General features: G+C 52.6%; 13 protein-coding genes, 2 tRNA genes and 2 rRNA genes. 8 read left to right on the top strand and 9 right to left on the bottom strand.

Annotation, left to right across the window (positions count from 1 at the left end; genetic code table 11):
- Window positions 1-44: 44 nt before the first annotated feature.
- The 5 genes from ACLHV8_RS04065 to gmhB all read right to left on the bottom strand — a co-directional run bounded on the left by ACLHV8_RS04065 (window position 45) and on the right by gmhB (window position 5,886).
- Window positions 45-2,947: ribosomal RNA gene (locus ACLHV8_RS04065) — 23S ribosomal RNA — on the bottom strand.
- A gap of 180 nt (window positions 2,948-3,127) precedes the next feature.
- A tRNA-Ala gene (locus ACLHV8_RS04060) sits at window positions 3,128-3,203 on the bottom strand.
- 42 nt (window positions 3,204-3,245) lie between these two features.
- Window positions 3,246-3,322, bottom strand: a tRNA-Ile gene (locus ACLHV8_RS04055).
- Window positions 3,323-3,391: 69 nt separating this feature from the next.
- A 16S ribosomal RNA gene (locus tag ACLHV8_RS04050) occupies window positions 3,392-4,930 on the bottom strand.
- The 16S and 23S rRNA genes sit together here with 2 tRNA genes alongside, the layout of an rRNA operon.
- Before the next feature lie 389 nt (window positions 4,931-5,319).
- Window positions 5,320-5,886: a D-glycero-beta-D-manno-heptose 1,7-bisphosphate 7-phosphatase gene (gmhB, locus tag ACLHV8_RS04045; RefSeq protein WP_028018279.1), complete on the bottom strand. Its 567-nt coding sequence runs from the start codon at window positions 5,884-5,886 to the stop codon at window positions 5,320-5,322.
- 188 nt (window positions 5,887-6,074) lie between these two features.
- Here gmhB and metN point away from each other — a divergent pair, with 188 nt between their 5' ends.
- From metN to proS, 6 genes are all read left to right on the top strand, one after another.
- Window positions 6,075-7,106 carry a methionine ABC transporter ATP-binding protein MetN gene (metN, locus tag ACLHV8_RS04040; protein ID WP_028018280.1) on the top strand — a complete coding sequence of 344 codons (1,032 nt, stop codon included), beginning with the start codon at window positions 6,075-6,077 and terminating at the stop codon, window positions 7,104-7,106.
- A complete protein-coding gene (locus ACLHV8_RS04035; protein ID WP_003856130.1) occupies window positions 7,099-7,752 on the top strand; it encodes a methionine ABC transporter permease MetI in 654 nt (217 codons plus the stop codon). The genes metN and ACLHV8_RS04035 overlap by 8 nt, the downstream gene beginning before the upstream one ends.
- Before the next feature lie 40 nt (window positions 7,753-7,792).
- On the top strand, window positions 7,793-8,608 hold the full coding sequence (gene metQ, locus ACLHV8_RS04030) for a methionine ABC transporter substrate-binding lipoprotein MetQ (RefSeq protein ID WP_014168729.1): 816 nt from the start codon (window positions 7,793-7,795) through the stop codon (window positions 8,606-8,608).
- Window positions 8,609-8,714: 106 nt separating this feature from the next.
- Window positions 8,715-9,119, top strand: coding sequence for an Rcs stress response system protein RcsF (gene rcsF, locus ACLHV8_RS04025; RefSeq protein WP_008501883.1), 405 nt, complete (start codon window positions 8,715-8,717; stop codon window positions 9,117-9,119).
- Complete coding sequence (gene tsaA / locus ACLHV8_RS04020) at window positions 9,116-9,823, top strand: tRNA (N6-threonylcarbamoyladenosine(37)-N6)-methyltransferase TrmO (RefSeq protein WP_028018282.1); 708 nt, start codon at window positions 9,116-9,118, stop codon at window positions 9,821-9,823. Before rcsF ends, tsaA begins: the two co-directional genes overlap by 4 nt.
- A gap of 112 nt (window positions 9,824-9,935) precedes the next feature.
- Window positions 9,936-11,654 (top strand): proline--tRNA ligase, encoded by a 1,719-nt coding sequence (proS, locus tag ACLHV8_RS04015; RefSeq protein ID WP_208595025.1) that lies wholly within the window; start codon window positions 9,936-9,938, stop codon window positions 11,652-11,654.
- A 48-nt stretch (window positions 11,655-11,702) separates the two neighbouring features.
- On the opposite strand, the gene nlpE is transcribed toward proS, so the two are convergent.
- The 3 genes from nlpE to ACLHV8_RS04000 are packed head-to-tail and all read right to left on the bottom strand — an operon-like array spanning window position 11,703 to window position 13,400.
- Window positions 11,703-12,401 (bottom strand): envelope stress response activation lipoprotein NlpE, encoded by a 699-nt coding sequence (gene nlpE / locus ACLHV8_RS04010; RefSeq protein WP_134708327.1) that lies wholly within the window; start codon window positions 12,399-12,401, stop codon window positions 11,703-11,705.
- 34 nt (window positions 12,402-12,435) lie between these two features.
- On the bottom strand, window positions 12,436-12,858 hold the full coding sequence (gene arfB / locus ACLHV8_RS04005; RefSeq protein ID WP_208595026.1) for an alternative ribosome rescue aminoacyl-tRNA hydrolase ArfB: 423 nt from the start codon (window positions 12,856-12,858) through the stop codon (window positions 12,436-12,438).
- Window positions 12,855-13,400 (bottom strand): YaeQ family protein, encoded by a 546-nt coding sequence (locus ACLHV8_RS04000; protein ID WP_049005322.1) that lies wholly within the window; start codon window positions 13,398-13,400, stop codon window positions 12,855-12,857. The genes arfB and ACLHV8_RS04000 overlap by 4 nt, the downstream gene beginning before the upstream one ends.
- A gap of 196 nt (window positions 13,401-13,596) precedes the next feature.
- Here ACLHV8_RS04000 and ACLHV8_RS03995 point away from each other — a divergent pair, with 196 nt between their 5' ends.
- Both ACLHV8_RS03995 and rof read left to right on the top strand, forming a co-directional pair.
- A complete protein-coding gene (locus ACLHV8_RS03995) occupies window positions 13,597-13,797 on the top strand; it encodes a YaeP family protein (RefSeq protein ID WP_008501889.1) in 201 nt (66 codons plus the stop codon).
- Window positions 13,784-14,044: a Rho-binding antiterminator gene (gene rof, locus ACLHV8_RS03990; protein WP_008501890.1), complete on the top strand. Its 261-nt coding sequence runs from the start codon at window positions 13,784-13,786 to the stop codon at window positions 14,042-14,044. Before ACLHV8_RS03995 ends, rof begins: the two co-directional genes overlap by 14 nt.
- Window positions 14,045-14,072: 28 nt before the next feature.
- On the opposite strand, the gene tilS is transcribed toward rof, so the two are convergent.
- A complete protein-coding gene (tilS, locus tag ACLHV8_RS03985) occupies window positions 14,073-15,362 on the bottom strand; it encodes a tRNA lysidine(34) synthetase TilS (RefSeq protein WP_129323892.1) in 1,290 nt (429 codons plus the stop codon).
- Window positions 15,363-15,409: the final 47 nt, after the last annotated feature.

Genomic DNA, 15,409 nt, shown 5'->3' with positions numbered 1-15,409 from the left:
TGAAAATCTTCTGTCTCTCTTCGCCGAAACAGCTTCGGCGTTGTAAGGTTAAGCCTCACGGTTCATTAGTATCGGTTAGCTCAACGCATCGCTGCGCTTACACACCCGACCTATCAACGTCGTAGTCTTCAACGTTCCTTCAGGACTCTCAAGGAGTCAGGGAGAACTCATCTCGGGGCAAGTTTCGTGCTTAGATGCTTTCAGCACTTATCTCTTCCGCATTTAGCTACCGGGCAGTGCCATTGGCATGACAACCCGAACACCAGTGATGCGTCCACTCCGGTCCTCTCGTACTAGGAGCAGCCCCCCTCAATTCTCCAGCGCCCACGGCAGATAGGGACCGAACTGTCTCACGACGTTCTAAACCCAGCTCGCGTACCACTTTAAATGGCGAACAGCCATACCCTTGGGACCTACTTCAGCCCCAGGATGTGATGAGCCGACATCGAGGTGCCAAACACCGCCGTCGATATGAACTCTTGGGCGGTATCAGCCTGTTATCCCCGGAGTACCTTTTATCCGTTGAGCGATGGCCCTTCCATTCAGAACCACCGGATCACTATGACCTGCTTTCGCACCTGCTCGAGCCGTCACTCTCGCAGTCAAGCTAGCTTATGCCATTGCACTAACCTCCTGATGTCCGACCAGGATTAGCTAACCTTCGTGCTCCTCCGTTACTCTTTGGGAGGAGACCGCCCCAGTCAAACTACCCACCAGACACTGTCCGCAACCCGGATTACGGGTCTACGTTAGAACACCAGCCATTAAAGGGTGGTATTTCAAGGGCGGCTCCACGCAGACTGGCGTCCACGCTTCAAAGCCTCCCACCTATCCTACACATCAAGGACCAGTGTTCAGTGTCAAGCTATAGTAAAGGTTCACGGGGTCTTTCCGTCTTGCCGCGGGTACACTGCATCTTCACAGCGAGTTCAATTTCACTGAGTCTCGGGTGGAGACAGCCTGGCCATCATTACGCCATTCGTGCAGGTCGGAACTTACCCGACAAGGAATTTCGCTACCTTAGGACCGTTATAGTTACGGCCGCGTTTACCGGGGCTTCGATCAAGAGCTTCGCGTTGCCGCTAACCCCATCAATTAACCTTCCGGCACCGGGCAGGCGTCACACCGTATACGTCCACTTTCGTGTTTGCACAGTGCTGTGTTTTTAATAAACAGTTGCAGCCAGCTGGTATCTTCGACTGATTTCAGCTCCACCCGCAGGGGCTTCACCTACATATCAGCGTGCCTTCTCCCGAAGTTACGGCACCATTTTGCCTAGTTCCTTCACCCGAGTTCTCTCAAGCGCCTTGGTATTCTCTACCTGACCACCTGTGTCGGTTTGGGGTACGATTTGATGTTACCTGATGCTTAGAGGCTTTTCCTGGAAGCAGGGCATTTGTTACTTCAGCACCGTAGTGCCTCGTCATCACACCTCAGCGTTAATAAACGACCGGATTTACCTAATCGTTCCGCCTACATGCTTAAACCGGGACAACCGTCGCCCGGCTAACATAGCCTTCTCCGTCCCCCCTTCGCAGTAACACCAAGTACAGGAATATTAACCTGTTTCCCATCGACTACGCCTTTCGGCCTCGCCTTAGGGGTCGACTCACCCTGCCCCGATTAACGTTGGACAGGAACCCTTGGTCTTCCGGCGTGCGGGCTTTTCACCCGCATTATCGTTACTTATGTCAGCATTCGCACTTCTGATACCTCCAGCATCCCTCACAGGACACCTTCAACGGCTTACAGAACGCTCCCCTACCCAACAACGCATAAGCGTCGCTGCCGCAGCTTCGGTGCATGGTTTAGCCCCGTTACATCTTCCGCGCAGGCCGACTCGACCAGTGAGCTATTACGCTTTCTTTAAATGATGGCTGCTTCTAAGCCAACATCCTGGCTGTCTGTGCCTTCCCACATCGTTTCCCACTTAACCATGACTTTGGGACCTTAGCTGGCGGTCTGGGTTGTTTCCCTCTTCACGACGGACGTTAGCACCCGCCGTGTGTCTCCCGTGATAACATTCTTCGGTATTCGTAGTTTGCATCGGGTTGGTAAGCCGGGATGGCCCCCTAGCCGAAACAGTGCTCTACCCCCGAAGATGAGTTCACGAGGCGCTACCTAAATAGCTTTCGGGGAGAACCAGCTATCTCCCGGTTTGATTGGCCTTTCACCCCCAGCCACAAGTCATCCGCTAATTTTTCAACATTAGTCGGTTCGGTCCTCCAGTTAGTGTTACCCAACCTTCAACCTGCCCATGGCTAGATCACCGGGTTTCGGGTCTATACCCTGCAACTTAACGCCCAGTTAAGACTCGGTTTCCCTTCGGCTCCCCTATACGGTTAACCTTGCTACAGAATATAAGTCGCTGACCCATTATACAAAAGGTACGCAGTCACACCACGAAGGTGCTCCCACTGCTTGTACGTACACGGTTTCAGGTTCTTTTTCACTCCCCTCGCCGGGGTTCTTTTCGCCTTTCCCTCACGGTACTGGTTCACTATCGGTCAGTCAGGAGTATTTAGCCTTGGAGGATGGTCCCCCCATATTCAGACAGGATACCACGTGTCCCGCCCTACTCTTCGAGTTCACAGCCTGTGCATTTTCGTGTACGGGACTATCACCCTGTACCGTCGGACTTTCCAGACCGTTCCACTAACACACAAGCTGATTCAGACTCTGGGCTGCTCCCCGTTCGCTCGCCGCTACTGGGGAATCTCGGTTGATTTCTTTTCCTCGGGGTACTTAGATGTTTCAGTTCCCCGGTTCGCCTCGTTAACCTATGTATTCAGTTAACGATAGTGTGACGAATCACACTGGGTTTCCCCATTCGGACATCGCCGGGTCAAAGGTTCATATCACCTCGCCGGCGCTTTTCGCAGATTAGCACGTCCTTCATCGCCTCTGACTGCCAGGGCATCCACCGTGTACGCTTAGTCGCTTAACCTCACAACCCGAAGATGTTTCTTTCGATTCACCATCGACTTGCGAAAATTTGAGAGACTCGAACACACATAACATGTGTGTCGTTTCAATTTTCAGCTTGATCCAGATTTTTAAAGAGCAAAACTTCGCAGTGCACCTTTTCAGGTACACTCTGAAGTTTTCTTGGGTTCGCAGTAAAGGATGGTGGAGCTATGCGGGATCGAACCGCAGACCTCCTGCGTGCAAAGCAGGCGCTCTCCCAGCTGAGCTATAGCCCCATCGTTTGCAATCTCTGTACCGCTCATCCTTTAAAAGGAGTTTGGTAGGCCTGAGTGGACTTGAACCACCGACCTCACCCTTATCAGGGGTGCGCTCTAACCACCTGAGCTACAAGCCTGCAGAGATTTTTACTGCTGTTTTTCATCAGACAATCTGTGTGAGCACTACAAAGGCAGGTTCTTTAAGGTAAGGAGGTGATCCAACCGCAGGTTCCCCTACGGTTACCTTGTTACGACTTCACCCCAGTCATGAATCACAAAGTGGTAAGCGCCCTCCCGAAGGTTAAGCTACCTACTTCTTTTGCAACCCACTCCCATGGTGTGACGGGCGGTGTGTACAAGGCCCGGGAACGTATTCACCGTAGCATTCTGATCTACGATTACTAGCGATTCCGACTTCATGGAGTCGAGTTGCAGACTCCAATCCGGACTACGACGCACTTTATGAGGTCCGCTTGCTCTCGCGAGGTCGCTTCTCTTTGTATGCGCCATTGTAGCACGTGTGTAGCCCTACTCGTAAGGGCCATGATGACTTGACGTCATCCCCACCTTCCTCCAGTTTATCACTGGCAGTCTCCTTTGAGTTCCCGGCCGGACCGCTGGCAACAAAGGATAAGGGTTGCGCTCGTTGCGGGACTTAACCCAACATTTCACAACACGAGCTGACGACAGCCATGCAGCACCTGTCTCAGAGTTCCCGAAGGCACCAATCCATCTCTGGAAAGTTCTCTGGATGTCAAGAGTAGGTAAGGTTCTTCGCGTTGCATCGAATTAAACCACATGCTCCACCGCTTGTGCGGGCCCCCGTCAATTCATTTGAGTTTTAACCTTGCGGCCGTACTCCCCAGGCGGTCGATTTAACGCGTTAGCTCCGGAAGCCACTCCTCAAGGGAACAACCTCCAAATCGACATCGTTTACGGCGTGGACTACCAGGGTATCTAATCCTGTTTGCTCCCCACGCTTTCGCACCTGAGCGTCAGTCTTTGTCCAGGGGGCCGCCTTCGCCACCGGTATTCCTCCAGATCTCTACGCATTTCACCGCTACACCTGGAATTCCACCCCCTCTACAAGAGACTCTAGCCTGCCAGTTTCGAATGCAGTTCCCAGGTTGAGCCCGGGGATTTCACATCCGACTTGACAGACCGCCTGCGTGCGCTTTACGCCCAGTAATTCCGATTAACGCTTGCACCCTCCGTATTACCGCGGCTGCTGGCACGGAGTTAGCCGGTGCTTCTTCTGCGGGTAACGTCAATTGCTGAGGTTATTAACCTCAGCACCTTCCTCCCCGCTGAAAGTACTTTACAACCCGAAGGCCTTCTTCATACACGCGGCATGGCTGCATCAGGCTTGCGCCCATTGTGCAATATCCCCACTGCTGCCTCCCGTAGGAGTCTGGACCGTGTCTCAGTTCCAGTGTGGCTGGTCATCCTCTCAGACCAGCTAGGGATCGTCGCCTAGGTGAGCCGTTACCCCACCTACTAGCTAATCCCATCTGGGCACATCTGATGGCAAGAGGCCCGAAGGTCCCCTCTTTGGTCTTGCGACGTTATGCGGTATTAGCTACCGTTTCCAGTAGTTATCCCCCTCCATCAGGCAGTTTCCCAGACATTACTCACCCGTCCGCCGCTCGTCACCCGAGAGCAAGCTCTCTGTGCTACCGCTCGACTTGCATGTGTTAGGCCTGCCGCCAGCGTTCAATCTGAGCCATGATCAAACTCTTCAATTTAAAAGTTTGATGCTCAATGTTTCTTTATTTCTAAAGAAAAGAACTTCGTAATGAATTACGTGTTCACTCGTTGAGACTTGGTATTCATTTATCGTCCGAGGACGTTAAGAATCCATGTCACTTTGAGTGCCCACACAGATTGTCTGATAAATTGTTAAAGAGCAGTGCAACGTGGCTTTCAGCTCACCGTTGCGAGGTGGCGTATATTACGCTTTCCTCTTTCAGAGTCAACCCGTTATTTCAGGATTTTTTCTCTTCAACCGACCGGGTTGTTTGTGAAGTGATTCACATCCGCCGTGTCGATGGAGGCGCATTATAGGGGGCCGCCGAGGAATGACAAGCGGAAAAATGCATTTTTATTTCAACCGCTCACCTTTTCACCAAAAAGGTTATTTTTGGTGCTTTTTGATCTCTTTTGGCAGTTCAGCCAGACTATTAATCACCCAATCCGCTGCATTCTCTGCTTCTGGCGTCACTGGCTTACCGGTGCGTACTAATATTTTGGTGCCTACGCCAGCTGCGGTTGCCGCCTGCATGTCTTCAAGTTTATCGCCCACCATATAAGAAGCAGCCATATCAATGTGCAAAAATTCCTGCGCAGAGATAAACATGCCTGGATGAGGCTTACGGCAGTCGCAGGTCTGCCGATACTCTTCGACTGTTCCTTGCGGATGATGCGGACAATAATAGATACCGTCGAGATCAACACCGCGATCGGCCAGCGACCAGTCCATCCATTCTGTCAGCGTTTCGAACTGCGCTTCGGTAAATTTACCGCGAGCAATACCAGACTGGTTGGTGACAACCACCAATGCATAGCCCATCTCTTTCAGCTGACGCATTGCATCTATTACGCCTTCGATAAACTCGAACTCATCAATCTCATGGACATAACCGTGATCCACATTAATAGTGCCATCACGATCGAGAAAAATTGCGGGTACTGATTTTGCCACCGGTTTGCTCCTGAAAAAGGCATGTCCGGCTAGTATCTCATGAATCGCAGCGCAATAAAGTGCTCATCGTACAGAGTTGGATTGATTTAGACGTCTGGATGCCTTAACATCCGTTTTGTTTACGGTCATCACCCGTATATGGCAGAAGAAAATGCCACGGCTAACTTACATACGATAAAAATAATCTAATGATTAAACTTTCCAATATCACCAAAGTGTTCCAGCAGGGGAACCGAACCATTCAGGCGCTGAACAACGTCAGCCTGCATGTCCCTGCTGGTCAAATTTATGGCGTCATTGGCGCATCGGGTGCAGGTAAAAGCACGCTGATTCGTTGTGTTAACCTGCTTGAGCGCCCAACCCAGGGCAGCGTAGAAGTTGGCGGCCAGGAACTTACCGCCCTCTCAGAGAAAGAACTCACCAAAGCGCGTCGTCAGATTGGAATGATCTTCCAGCACTTTAACCTGCTGGCCTCCCGCACCGTTTTCGGCAACGTCGCCCTGCCGCTTGAGCTGGATAACACGCCAAAAGAAGAAGTGAAGCGTCGCGTCATCGAACTGCTCGACCTCGTGGGTCTGGGAGACAAACATGATAGCTACCCGGCCAATCTGTCCGGTGGGCAAAAACAGCGTGTGGCCATTGCCCGCGCGCTGGCCAGTAATCCAAAAGTACTGCTGTGTGATGAAGCCACCAGCGCATTGGATCCCGCCACTACACGTTCAATTCTGGAACTGCTGAAAGACATTAACCGTCGTCTGGGCCTGACAATTCTCCTTATTACGCATGAAATGGACGTGGTGAAACGCATCTGTGACTGCGTCGCAGTGATCAGCAACGGCGAACTGATTGAGCAGGATACGGTAAGTGAAGTGTTCTCTCATCCGAAGACACCGCTGGCACAGCAGTTCATTCAGTCCACGCTGCATTTGGATATCCCGGAAGATTATCTGGAGCGTTTGAAAACTGAACCCACTGCAGACAGCGTCCCGATGCTGCGCATGGAGTTCACGGGCCAATCTGTCGATGCTCCCCTGCTTTCCGAAACCGCGCGTCGCTTTAACGTGAACAACAACATCATCAGCGCGCAGATGGATTACGCCGGTGGCGTGAAGTTCGGCATCATGCTGACAGAAATGCACGGCACACAAGAAGAAACCCAGGCCGCGATTGCCTGGCTGCAAGAACACCACGTAAAAGTAGAGGTACTGGGTTATGTCTGAGCCGATGATGTGGCTGCTGGTTCGCGGCGTTTGGGAAACGCTGGCAATGACCTTTGTATCTGGCTTCTTTGGGTTTGTGATTGGTCTCCCGGTCGGCGTGCTGCTGTATGTGACACGTCCGGGGCAAATCATTGAGAACGCGAAACTATACCGCACGCTCTCTGCGCTGGTGAATATCTTCCGTTCTATCCCGTTCATTATTCTGCTGGTATGGATGATTCCATTCACCCGCGTGATTGTCGGTACCTCTATCGGTCTGCAGGCTGCCATCGTTCCCCTGACTGTCGGCGCTGCGCCGTTTATCGCACGTATGGTTGAAAACGCCCTGCTGGAAATCCCGACAGGTTTGATTGAAGCCTCCCGCGCAATGGGTGCCACACCGATGCAGATCGTACGCAAGGTGCTGCTGCCGGAAGCACTGCCAGGGCTGGTCAACGCGGCTACCATTACGCTTATCACCCTGGTGGGTTATTCCGCGATGGGGGGTGCAGTTGGCGCTGGCGGTTTAGGCCAAATTGGTTACCAGTACGGCTATATTGGATATAACGCTACCGTGATGAATACCGTTCTGGTATTGCTGGTTGTGTTGGTTTACTTAATCCAGTTCTCTGGCGATCGCATCGTCCGGGCTGTTACGCACAAATAACGTTACACACAACACAAACTCTACGAGTTAAGGATAAAACATGGCGTTTAAATTAAAGACCTTTGCAGCAGTAGGCGCGCTAATCGGCTCTCTGGCACTGGTGGGTTGCGGTCAGGACGAAAAAGATCCAAACCACATTAAAGTGGGCGTTATCGTGGGTGCAGAACAACAGGTTGCTGAAGTCGCTCAGAAAGTCGCAAAAGAGAAATATGGTCTGGACGTTGAACTGGTCACCTTCAACGATTACGTTCTGCCGAACGAAGCGCTGAGCAAAGGCGATATCGATGCTAACGCCTTCCAGCATAAACCGTACCTGGATCAGCAGATCAAAGATCGTGGCTATAAACTGGTTGGTGTGGGTAACACCTTCGTTTACCCAATTGCGGGTTACTCCAAGAAAATTAAATCTTTGGACGAACTGCAGCCAGGTTCTCAGGTTGCCGTGCCTAACGACCCAACCAACCTTGGACGCTCTCTCCTGCTGTTGCAGAAAGTGGGTCTGATCAAACTGAAAGACGGTGTTGGCCTGCTGCCAACCGTTCTGGATGTCACTGAAAACCCGAAAAATCTGAAAATTGTTGAGCTGGAAGCACCACAGCTGCCACGTTCTCTTGACGATGCGCAGATTGCCCTGGCCGTTATCAACACCACTTACGCCAGCCAGATTGGCCTGACGCCAGCCAAAGACGGTATCTTCGTTGAAGATAAAGACTCCCCGTACGTTAACCTGATCGTGACTCGCGAAGACAATAAAGACGCGGAAAACGTGAAGAAGTTCGTTCAGGCCTATCAGTCTGATGAAGTTTACCAGGAAGCGAACAAAGTGTTTAACGGTGGCGCTGTTAAAGGCTGGTAATCTCACCTCAGTGTAATATCATCAGGACGGGCTTATGCCCGTCTTGTCATTTGTGCAGTCAACTGATTCAATATCTGACGTTTTGATTATCCATTGAGGAACTATTATGCGTGCTTTACCGATCTGTCTTTTAGCACTCATGTTGAGCGGCTGTTCTATGCTAAGCAGATCTCCCGTTGAACCTGTTCAAAGCACGGCAACCCCGCCAAAAACAGAGCCTGCGAAACCGAAAGTGGTTCGTCCTGCACCGGTTCGCATTATCACTAAGGCTGATGAGCTCGTCGGTAAACCGTTCCGTGAACTGGGTGAAGTGAGCGGTGAGTCCTGCCAGGCGACCAACCAGGACTCTCCACCGAATATCCCGACAGCGCGTAAACGCATGCAGATCAATGCCGCAAAAATGAAAGCTAACGCTGTTCTGCTGCACAGCTGCGAAGTGACCAGCGGTACACCGGGCTGCTACCGTCAGGCAGTATGCATCGGTTCTGCGCTGAATATTACGGCGAAATGAGTGCATTTCAGTTCGAGCAAATAGGCGTTATCCGCTCGCCCTATAAAGAGAAGTTCGCCGTACCTCGCCAGCCCGGTCTTGTCACCAGCGGAAGCGGTGAACTTCACCTGATTGCACCTTACAATCAGGCCGATGCGGTACGCGGACTCGACGCTTTCAGCCATTTATGGGTGGTATTTGTGTTTCACCAGACGATGGAAGGTGGCTGGCGTCCAACCGTACGCCCACCCCGGCTTGGTGGAAATGCGAGAATGGGGGTGTTTGCGACGCGTTCGACCTTCCGTCCAAACCCGGTTGGAATGTCGCTGGTCGAACTGAAGGGTATACGTTGCCAGAAGGATCAGGTGATACTCGAGTTAGGCAGTCTTGATCTTGTGGATGGCACACCGGTTATCGACATCAAACCCTATTTGCCTTTCGCCGAAGCTCTCCCGGACGCGCGCGCAAGTTATGCTCAGGATGCCCCCCAGGCGGACATGCCTGTATATTTTACGCCTGAGATAGCAACTCAGCTGAGTCAACTGGAGAAACACTATCCTCGTTTGCAGAATTTCATCACCGAAGTTCTGGCGCAGGACCCCCGTCCCGCTTATCGCAAAGAAGAGGAAGCCGGGAAAACCTACGCTGTCTGGCTGCTGGATTTTAACGTTCGCTGGCGCGTCACACAGGCAGGTTTTGAAGTGTTTGCCCTGGAACCCAGGTAATTTTAATCTCCTCTCTTTTGGCATCTTTGCCACACTGGTAAACTAAACCACTTTTTTTGTGTCAGGTTGACCTTTCAGCCTGTCTCACTAGTCGAAACGGAACCGTAACAACATGCGTACTAGCCAATATCTGCTCTCCACTCTGAAGGAGACGCCTGCCGACGCCGAAGTGATCAGCCATCAGCTGATGCTGCGCGCCGGGATGATCCGCAAGCTGGCCTCCGGGTTATACACCTGGCTGCCGACCGGCGTGCGCGTCCTGAAAAAAGTCGAAAACATCGTGCGTGAAGAGATGAACAACGCCGGTGCTATCGAGGTGTTAATGCCGGTTGTTCAGCCCTCTGAGCTGTGGCAGGAGAGTGGTCGCTGGGAGCAGTACGGTCCGGAACTGCTGCGAATTGCCGATCGAGGCGATCGTCCGTTTGTCCTCGGCCCAACGCATGAAGAAGTCATTACCGACCTGATTCGTAATGAGCTGAGCTCTTACAAACAGCTGCCGCTGAACTTCTTCCAGATCCAGACCAAATTCCGTGACGAAGTTCGCCCACGTTTCGGCGTCATGCGCTCTCGCGAATTCCTGATGAAAGATGCTTACTCTTTCCATACCTCTCAGGAATCCCTGCAAGAGACCTACGACAAAATGTACGAGGCATACAGCAAAATCTTCTCCCGCATGGGTCTGGATTTCCGTGCTGTGCAGGCTGATACCGGCTCCATCGGTGGTAGCGCATCCCATGAGTTCCAGGTACTGGCGCAGAGCGGTGAAGACGATGTGGTCTTCTCTGACTCCTCAGATTACGCGGCAAACATCGAATTTGCAGAAGCGCTGGCACCAAAAGAGCCACGTGCAGCTGCAACACAAGAGATGACGCTGGTTGATACGCCAAATGCAAAAACCATTGCCGAGCTGGTTGAGCAGTTCAACCTGCCTGTCGAAAAAACCGTTAAAACGCTGCTGGTGAAATCCACCGAAGGCAGCGCTTATCCGCTGGTTGCCCTGCTGGTACGTGGCGATCATGAGCTTAACGAAGTGAAAGCAGAGAAGCTGCCGCAGGTTGCCAGCCCGCTGACGTTCGCGACGGAAGCTGAAATCCGCGCTGTGGTCAATGCTGGTCCAGGCTCTCTGGGTCCGGTAAACATGCCTGTGCCTGTTGTTATTGACCGTACGGTAGCGGCAATGAGCGACTTCTCTGCAGGTGCCAACATCGACGGTAAACATTACTTCGGCATCAACTGGGATCGCGATGTGGCGACACCTGAAGTGGCTGACATCCGTAACGTCGTTGCTGGCGACCCAAGCCCGGACGGACAGGGTACGCTGATGATCAAACGCGGCATCGAAGTCGGTCACATCTTCCAGTTGGGTGATAAATACTCTCGTGCGATGAACGCTGCCGTTCAGGGCGAAGATGGTCGTAACCAGATCCTGACCATGGGTTGCTACGGTATTGGGGTAACACGTGTTGTGGCCGCAGCGATTGAGCAGAACTATGACGAGCGTGGTATCGTCTGGCCGGACAACATCGCACCGTTCCAGGTCACGATTCTGCCAATGAACATGCACAAGTCTTACCGCGTGCAGGAACTGGCTGAGAAGCTGTACGCTGAGCTGCGCGCTCAGGGTATCGAAGTGCTGATGGATGACCGTAAAGAGCGTCCAGGTGTGATGTTTGCTGATATGGAACTGATCGGTATCCCACATACCATCGTCATCGGCGACCGTAACCTCGACAGCGACGAAATTGAATACAAATACCGTCGTAACGGCGAGAAACAGATGATCAAGACCGGCGACATTCTTGATTACCTGGTGAAAGCCATTAAAGGTTAAGAAACAAAAACCCCGCTCCGGCGGGGTTTTTAATGGGGCTATGTCGGCTTACTTGCTGTTGCAGTCTTTACCCGCGACAAACTTCGCGTCTTTATCTGCCACCAGCGTTTTCACCATCTCTCCGCTATCCGGGTTTGGCTCCAGCGTAAAGTGACCGTCGACCGTCAGCAATACCGGCTTACTGTCATTTCCGCGCGCAACAGCGTAATCACGCTCAAGCTGTGCGTTGTTCGCCACGCTGACTTTCCTGCCGGTTGCACAGTCGGTAAAGATCGCCGCATCAGCCATATAGAAATACATGCCCCGCATTGCCATCGGCGTGGCAGGCAGGGCCGCCTTTACCGGTGCCAGCGTGTAATTGAACTGGGACTCAATCGGATTACCTTCGCGGTCGAGCATCTCCATCCCCTCGCCTTTAGCGCGGAAATAGGTTTTCTCACCTGTGGTATCCGTCAGGACCAACTTCTCAGCCGTACGCGCCCATGTCCCGTAAGTCGCAAAAGAAGACGGTTCTTTAGCGCCCTGATACCTCTGATTCATGACCCAGGTACCGTCTTTTTGCAGGAACAGAGACGTTTCAATACCCTCACAGTCTGCGCAAGGCAATACGCCGCGCCAGCTCTGCTGCATGGGCTTTAACTCTTCATTCTGCGCGGGCTGCAAAACCTGCGTTTCAGAACGGTTGTTACACCCGAAAAGCGCAAACAGCGTACTCACTGCCAGCGCTGATAATAATGCTTTTTTCACAATGAATTCCTTCTGAAAATTGTGTTCCCTTTCGTCACTCTGTCGGGCGACGAACTTTACCGCGTAGTGCTTTCACTGTGGATTTTTGGGCCTTCGACGACAGCCGACGCTCTTTCGATGCGCGAGTGGGCCGTGTTGCCCGACGGCTCTTTTGTACCGCGGTTAATTCTTTGATTACCGCCACTAGCCTGGCGATGGCCGCTTCCCGGTTGAGCTCCTGGCTGCGGTATTCCTGAGCTTTGATCACCATCACGCCATCGCTGGTGATCAGGTGATGGCTGGCAGCAAGCAGGCTTTCTTTATAATACTCTGGCAGGCTTGAGGCCCGAATGTCAAAACGCAAGTGGATAGCCGTAGAAGCCTTATTGACGTGCTGCCCCCCTGCCCCCTGAGCACGAATGGCGGTGATCTCCAGCTCATTGTCAGGAATGTTGACGTTTCGGGATAAGACGATCATGAGGCGGGTTGCCACGCCGTCAAATGAATTTCCAGATTATTCTGAGAATCAGAGAGCCAGATTGCGCCATCCTGAATCGTCGCCTGCAGGATCATGGTCCGGCTGGCAAAGGCACTCAACTGCGCCAGTTGCTCATCATCCAGATACCAGACGGTAAGATTGGCAAACTGCCTGCATTTGCTTTTATTTTGCTGCCACCAGATCTCCGCAGCACGCTGATTATACGCAAATAACGCGACTTCAGCGGACTGGGTGCAGGCCTTTTTAATACGACGTTCATCCGGCAGGCCAAGTTCAATCCACAGATCGATACCCAGATGATCGTTGCGCAGCCAGGCTTCTGGCTCGTCCTCTGCGCTTAAGCCTCGGGTAAATTGCAGTCGCTCGTCAGCATACTTAATCCACGCCAGCAGGCGCAGCATCATGCGTTCCTGAGTTTCTGAGGGGTGGCGTGCCAGAGTAAGCGACGCATCCAGGAACTGGTTGCGATCAAGATCGGCCACATTGACCACTGCTTTATAAATTGTCGCTTTCAGCGCCATGAGAGAACTCCATTCGAATCAGGCGCACATTGTAGCGAAAACAGCGGCAAAAGGCTGTTACTGGGTGATAAATACACCACTATCAAGGCTCTGATATTGCTTAAATGAGTATGGTATAGTCACCTTGCTAAACCGAGTTTATCTTCGTAGGCTTAATGATATCTCACAGTAAGTCAGTGCGCTGGCGGGAGGGGATGTGAATAATTATTGTGAGTTAATTCGCAAACGGTATGCGGAAATCGCCAGCGGGGATCTGGGGTATGTCCCGGACGCGCTGGGCTGTGTATTGAAAGTGCTTAATGAAGTGGCCTCTGATGAGAGCCTTTCAGAGTCGGTCAGGGAGAAAGCAGCGTATGCTGCGGCGAATTTACTGGTGAGCGATTATGTCGATGAATGATACTTATCAACCCATCAATTGTGATGACTATGACAACCTCGAACTCGCCTGCCAGCATCATTTATTACTGACGCTGGAGCTAAAAGATGGCGAAGTGTTGAAGGCGAAAGCCAGCGATCTGGTTTCGCGTAAGAATGTGGAATATCTGATCGTGGAAGATGCCGGTGCGACGCGTGAGCTGCGTCTGGACAAAATAGCCAGCTTCAGCCACCCGCAAATCGGCACCGTCGTGGTGAGCGAATCCTGATGACACTAACGGGCAGCCAGGCTGCCCGTTACGCTTTCTGCCATGCAAAACTAACACCCTCTTCTGCCCATCCCTCTTCCGTGATGAAAACCCCTGCAGCAGCAATCAGCGTTTCGCCGTAGAAAAGGAGTGGCGTTGTATCGCGCAGCCACGGTGGCACGTTACACTCCTGCCATATTTTCTTCAGCTTCCGCCCCCCGTTGCGCCCGACGATATGCAGCATGCCGCCAGCCTTAAAGCGCACGGTAACCTGTTCACCGCCATTCGGTAGGCGTACATGGCCAGACGATACCAGAGAGACTCGTCCTGCATCACAGGGCAATATCAGCGGTAATTCGGGTGACGCCCAGTTGAGTACGACATCGCTAAAAGAGGGGGTAGATTTTATCCACCAGAGCTTCCCTTTATAGCGCCTTACGTCATAACCATTCAAATGTACGCACGGGGACGCATCCTCCCGCGACCGAGCAACTTCGTCCCAGATACGGCTCAGCATTGCCCGCGATGGCATTGCGGCGCGATGAGTGGCCAGCCAGCGTCGTAACAGTGCCGCCCGACGCACCGGGCTCATCGCTTCCAGCGGTGCGATCGCCAGCGATCCGTCTTCAGAGATCAGTTGAGCCAGCTCTTCACTCAACAACTCATCCAGCAATGCTTCCTGTTCGGCGCACAGCATGGCGCTTCTTGCTGTGGCGTCAGCAAAATGCGGCCAGCGCTCGCTCAAAAGCGGGAGGACATGCAGACGCAGAAAATTACGGTCGTAGCTGTCATCCTGATTGCTCTCATCTTCAATCCAGTTCAGCTGATATTCCCGTGCCCAGGCTTCCAGCGACGCACGTGTCTCACCCAACAGCGGACGAAGTAATGTCGTCCCGGCAAATTCAGCACGTTCGGGCATGGCAGAAAGCCCCGCCGGCCCGCTGCCCCGCTTTAGCGCCAGCAAAAAGGTTTCGCACTGGTCATCCAGATGCTGCGCCGTAACCAGCGCTTCGCCTGGCTGTATTACGCTGGCAAAAGCGGCATAACGCGCTTTACGTGCTTGTGCCTCAATCCCCAGCCCTTCGTCCTGAAGCGTGACGCGCTCAGCAATGAACGGGATCGCCCACGCGGCACACAGCGCCTCACAGTGCGCCACCCAGGCATCGGCATGAGAACTCAATCCGTGGTGGATATGTATCGCCCGAAGCTGAACATCAGGCTCCCGATCGCGCCAGAGCTTCAAACGATGAAGCAGAACGGTAGAATCCAGGCCACCGCTAAACCCCACCAGCAGCTGGCGGTACGGTGAAACGGCTTTGGCGATAGCGGGTAAGGTCATAGGAAATTACACATAAAAAATGCCCGAACTGAGCGGGCATTATCACA

The sequence above is a fragment of the Enterobacter sp. CPE_E863 genome (assembly GCF_046521465.1).
Lineage (GTDB): Bacteria > Pseudomonadota > Gammaproteobacteria > Enterobacterales > Enterobacteriaceae > Enterobacter > Enterobacter adelaidei.
This window is presented reverse-complemented; position numbering and strand designations above follow the sequence as displayed.

Bases quoted from the DNA above. Each gene is read 5' to 3' on its own strand.
- metN (WP_028018280.1), top strand. From the start codon at position 6,075: ATGATTAAACTTTCCAATATCACCAAAGTGTTCCAGCAGGGGAACCGA.
- rof (WP_008501890.1), top strand. From the start codon at position 13,784: ATGTCGATGAATGATACTTATCAACCCATCAATTGTGATGACTATGAC.
- arfB (WP_208595026.1), bottom strand. From the start codon at position 12,858: ATGATCGTCTTATCCCGAAACGTCAACATTCCTGACAATGAGCTGGAG.
- tilS (WP_129323892.1), bottom strand. From the start codon at position 15,362: ATGACCTTACCCGCTATCGCCAAAGCCGTTTCACCGTACCGCCAGCTG.
- ACLHV8_RS04000 (WP_049005322.1), bottom strand. From the start codon at position 13,400: ATGGCGCTGAAAGCGACAATTTATAAAGCAGTGGTCAATGTGGCCGAT.
- ACLHV8_RS04035 (WP_003856130.1), top strand. From the start codon at position 7,099: ATGTCTGAGCCGATGATGTGGCTGCTGGTTCGCGGCGTTTGGGAAACG.
- rcsF (WP_008501883.1), top strand. From the start codon at position 8,715: ATGCGTGCTTTACCGATCTGTCTTTTAGCACTCATGTTGAGCGGCTGT.
- tsaA (WP_028018282.1), top strand. From the start codon at position 9,116: ATGAGTGCATTTCAGTTCGAGCAAATAGGCGTTATCCGCTCGCCCTAT.
- proS (WP_208595025.1), top strand. From the start codon at position 9,936: ATGCGTACTAGCCAATATCTGCTCTCCACTCTGAAGGAGACGCCTGCC.
- metQ (WP_014168729.1), top strand. From the start codon at position 7,793: ATGGCGTTTAAATTAAAGACCTTTGCAGCAGTAGGCGCGCTAATCGGC.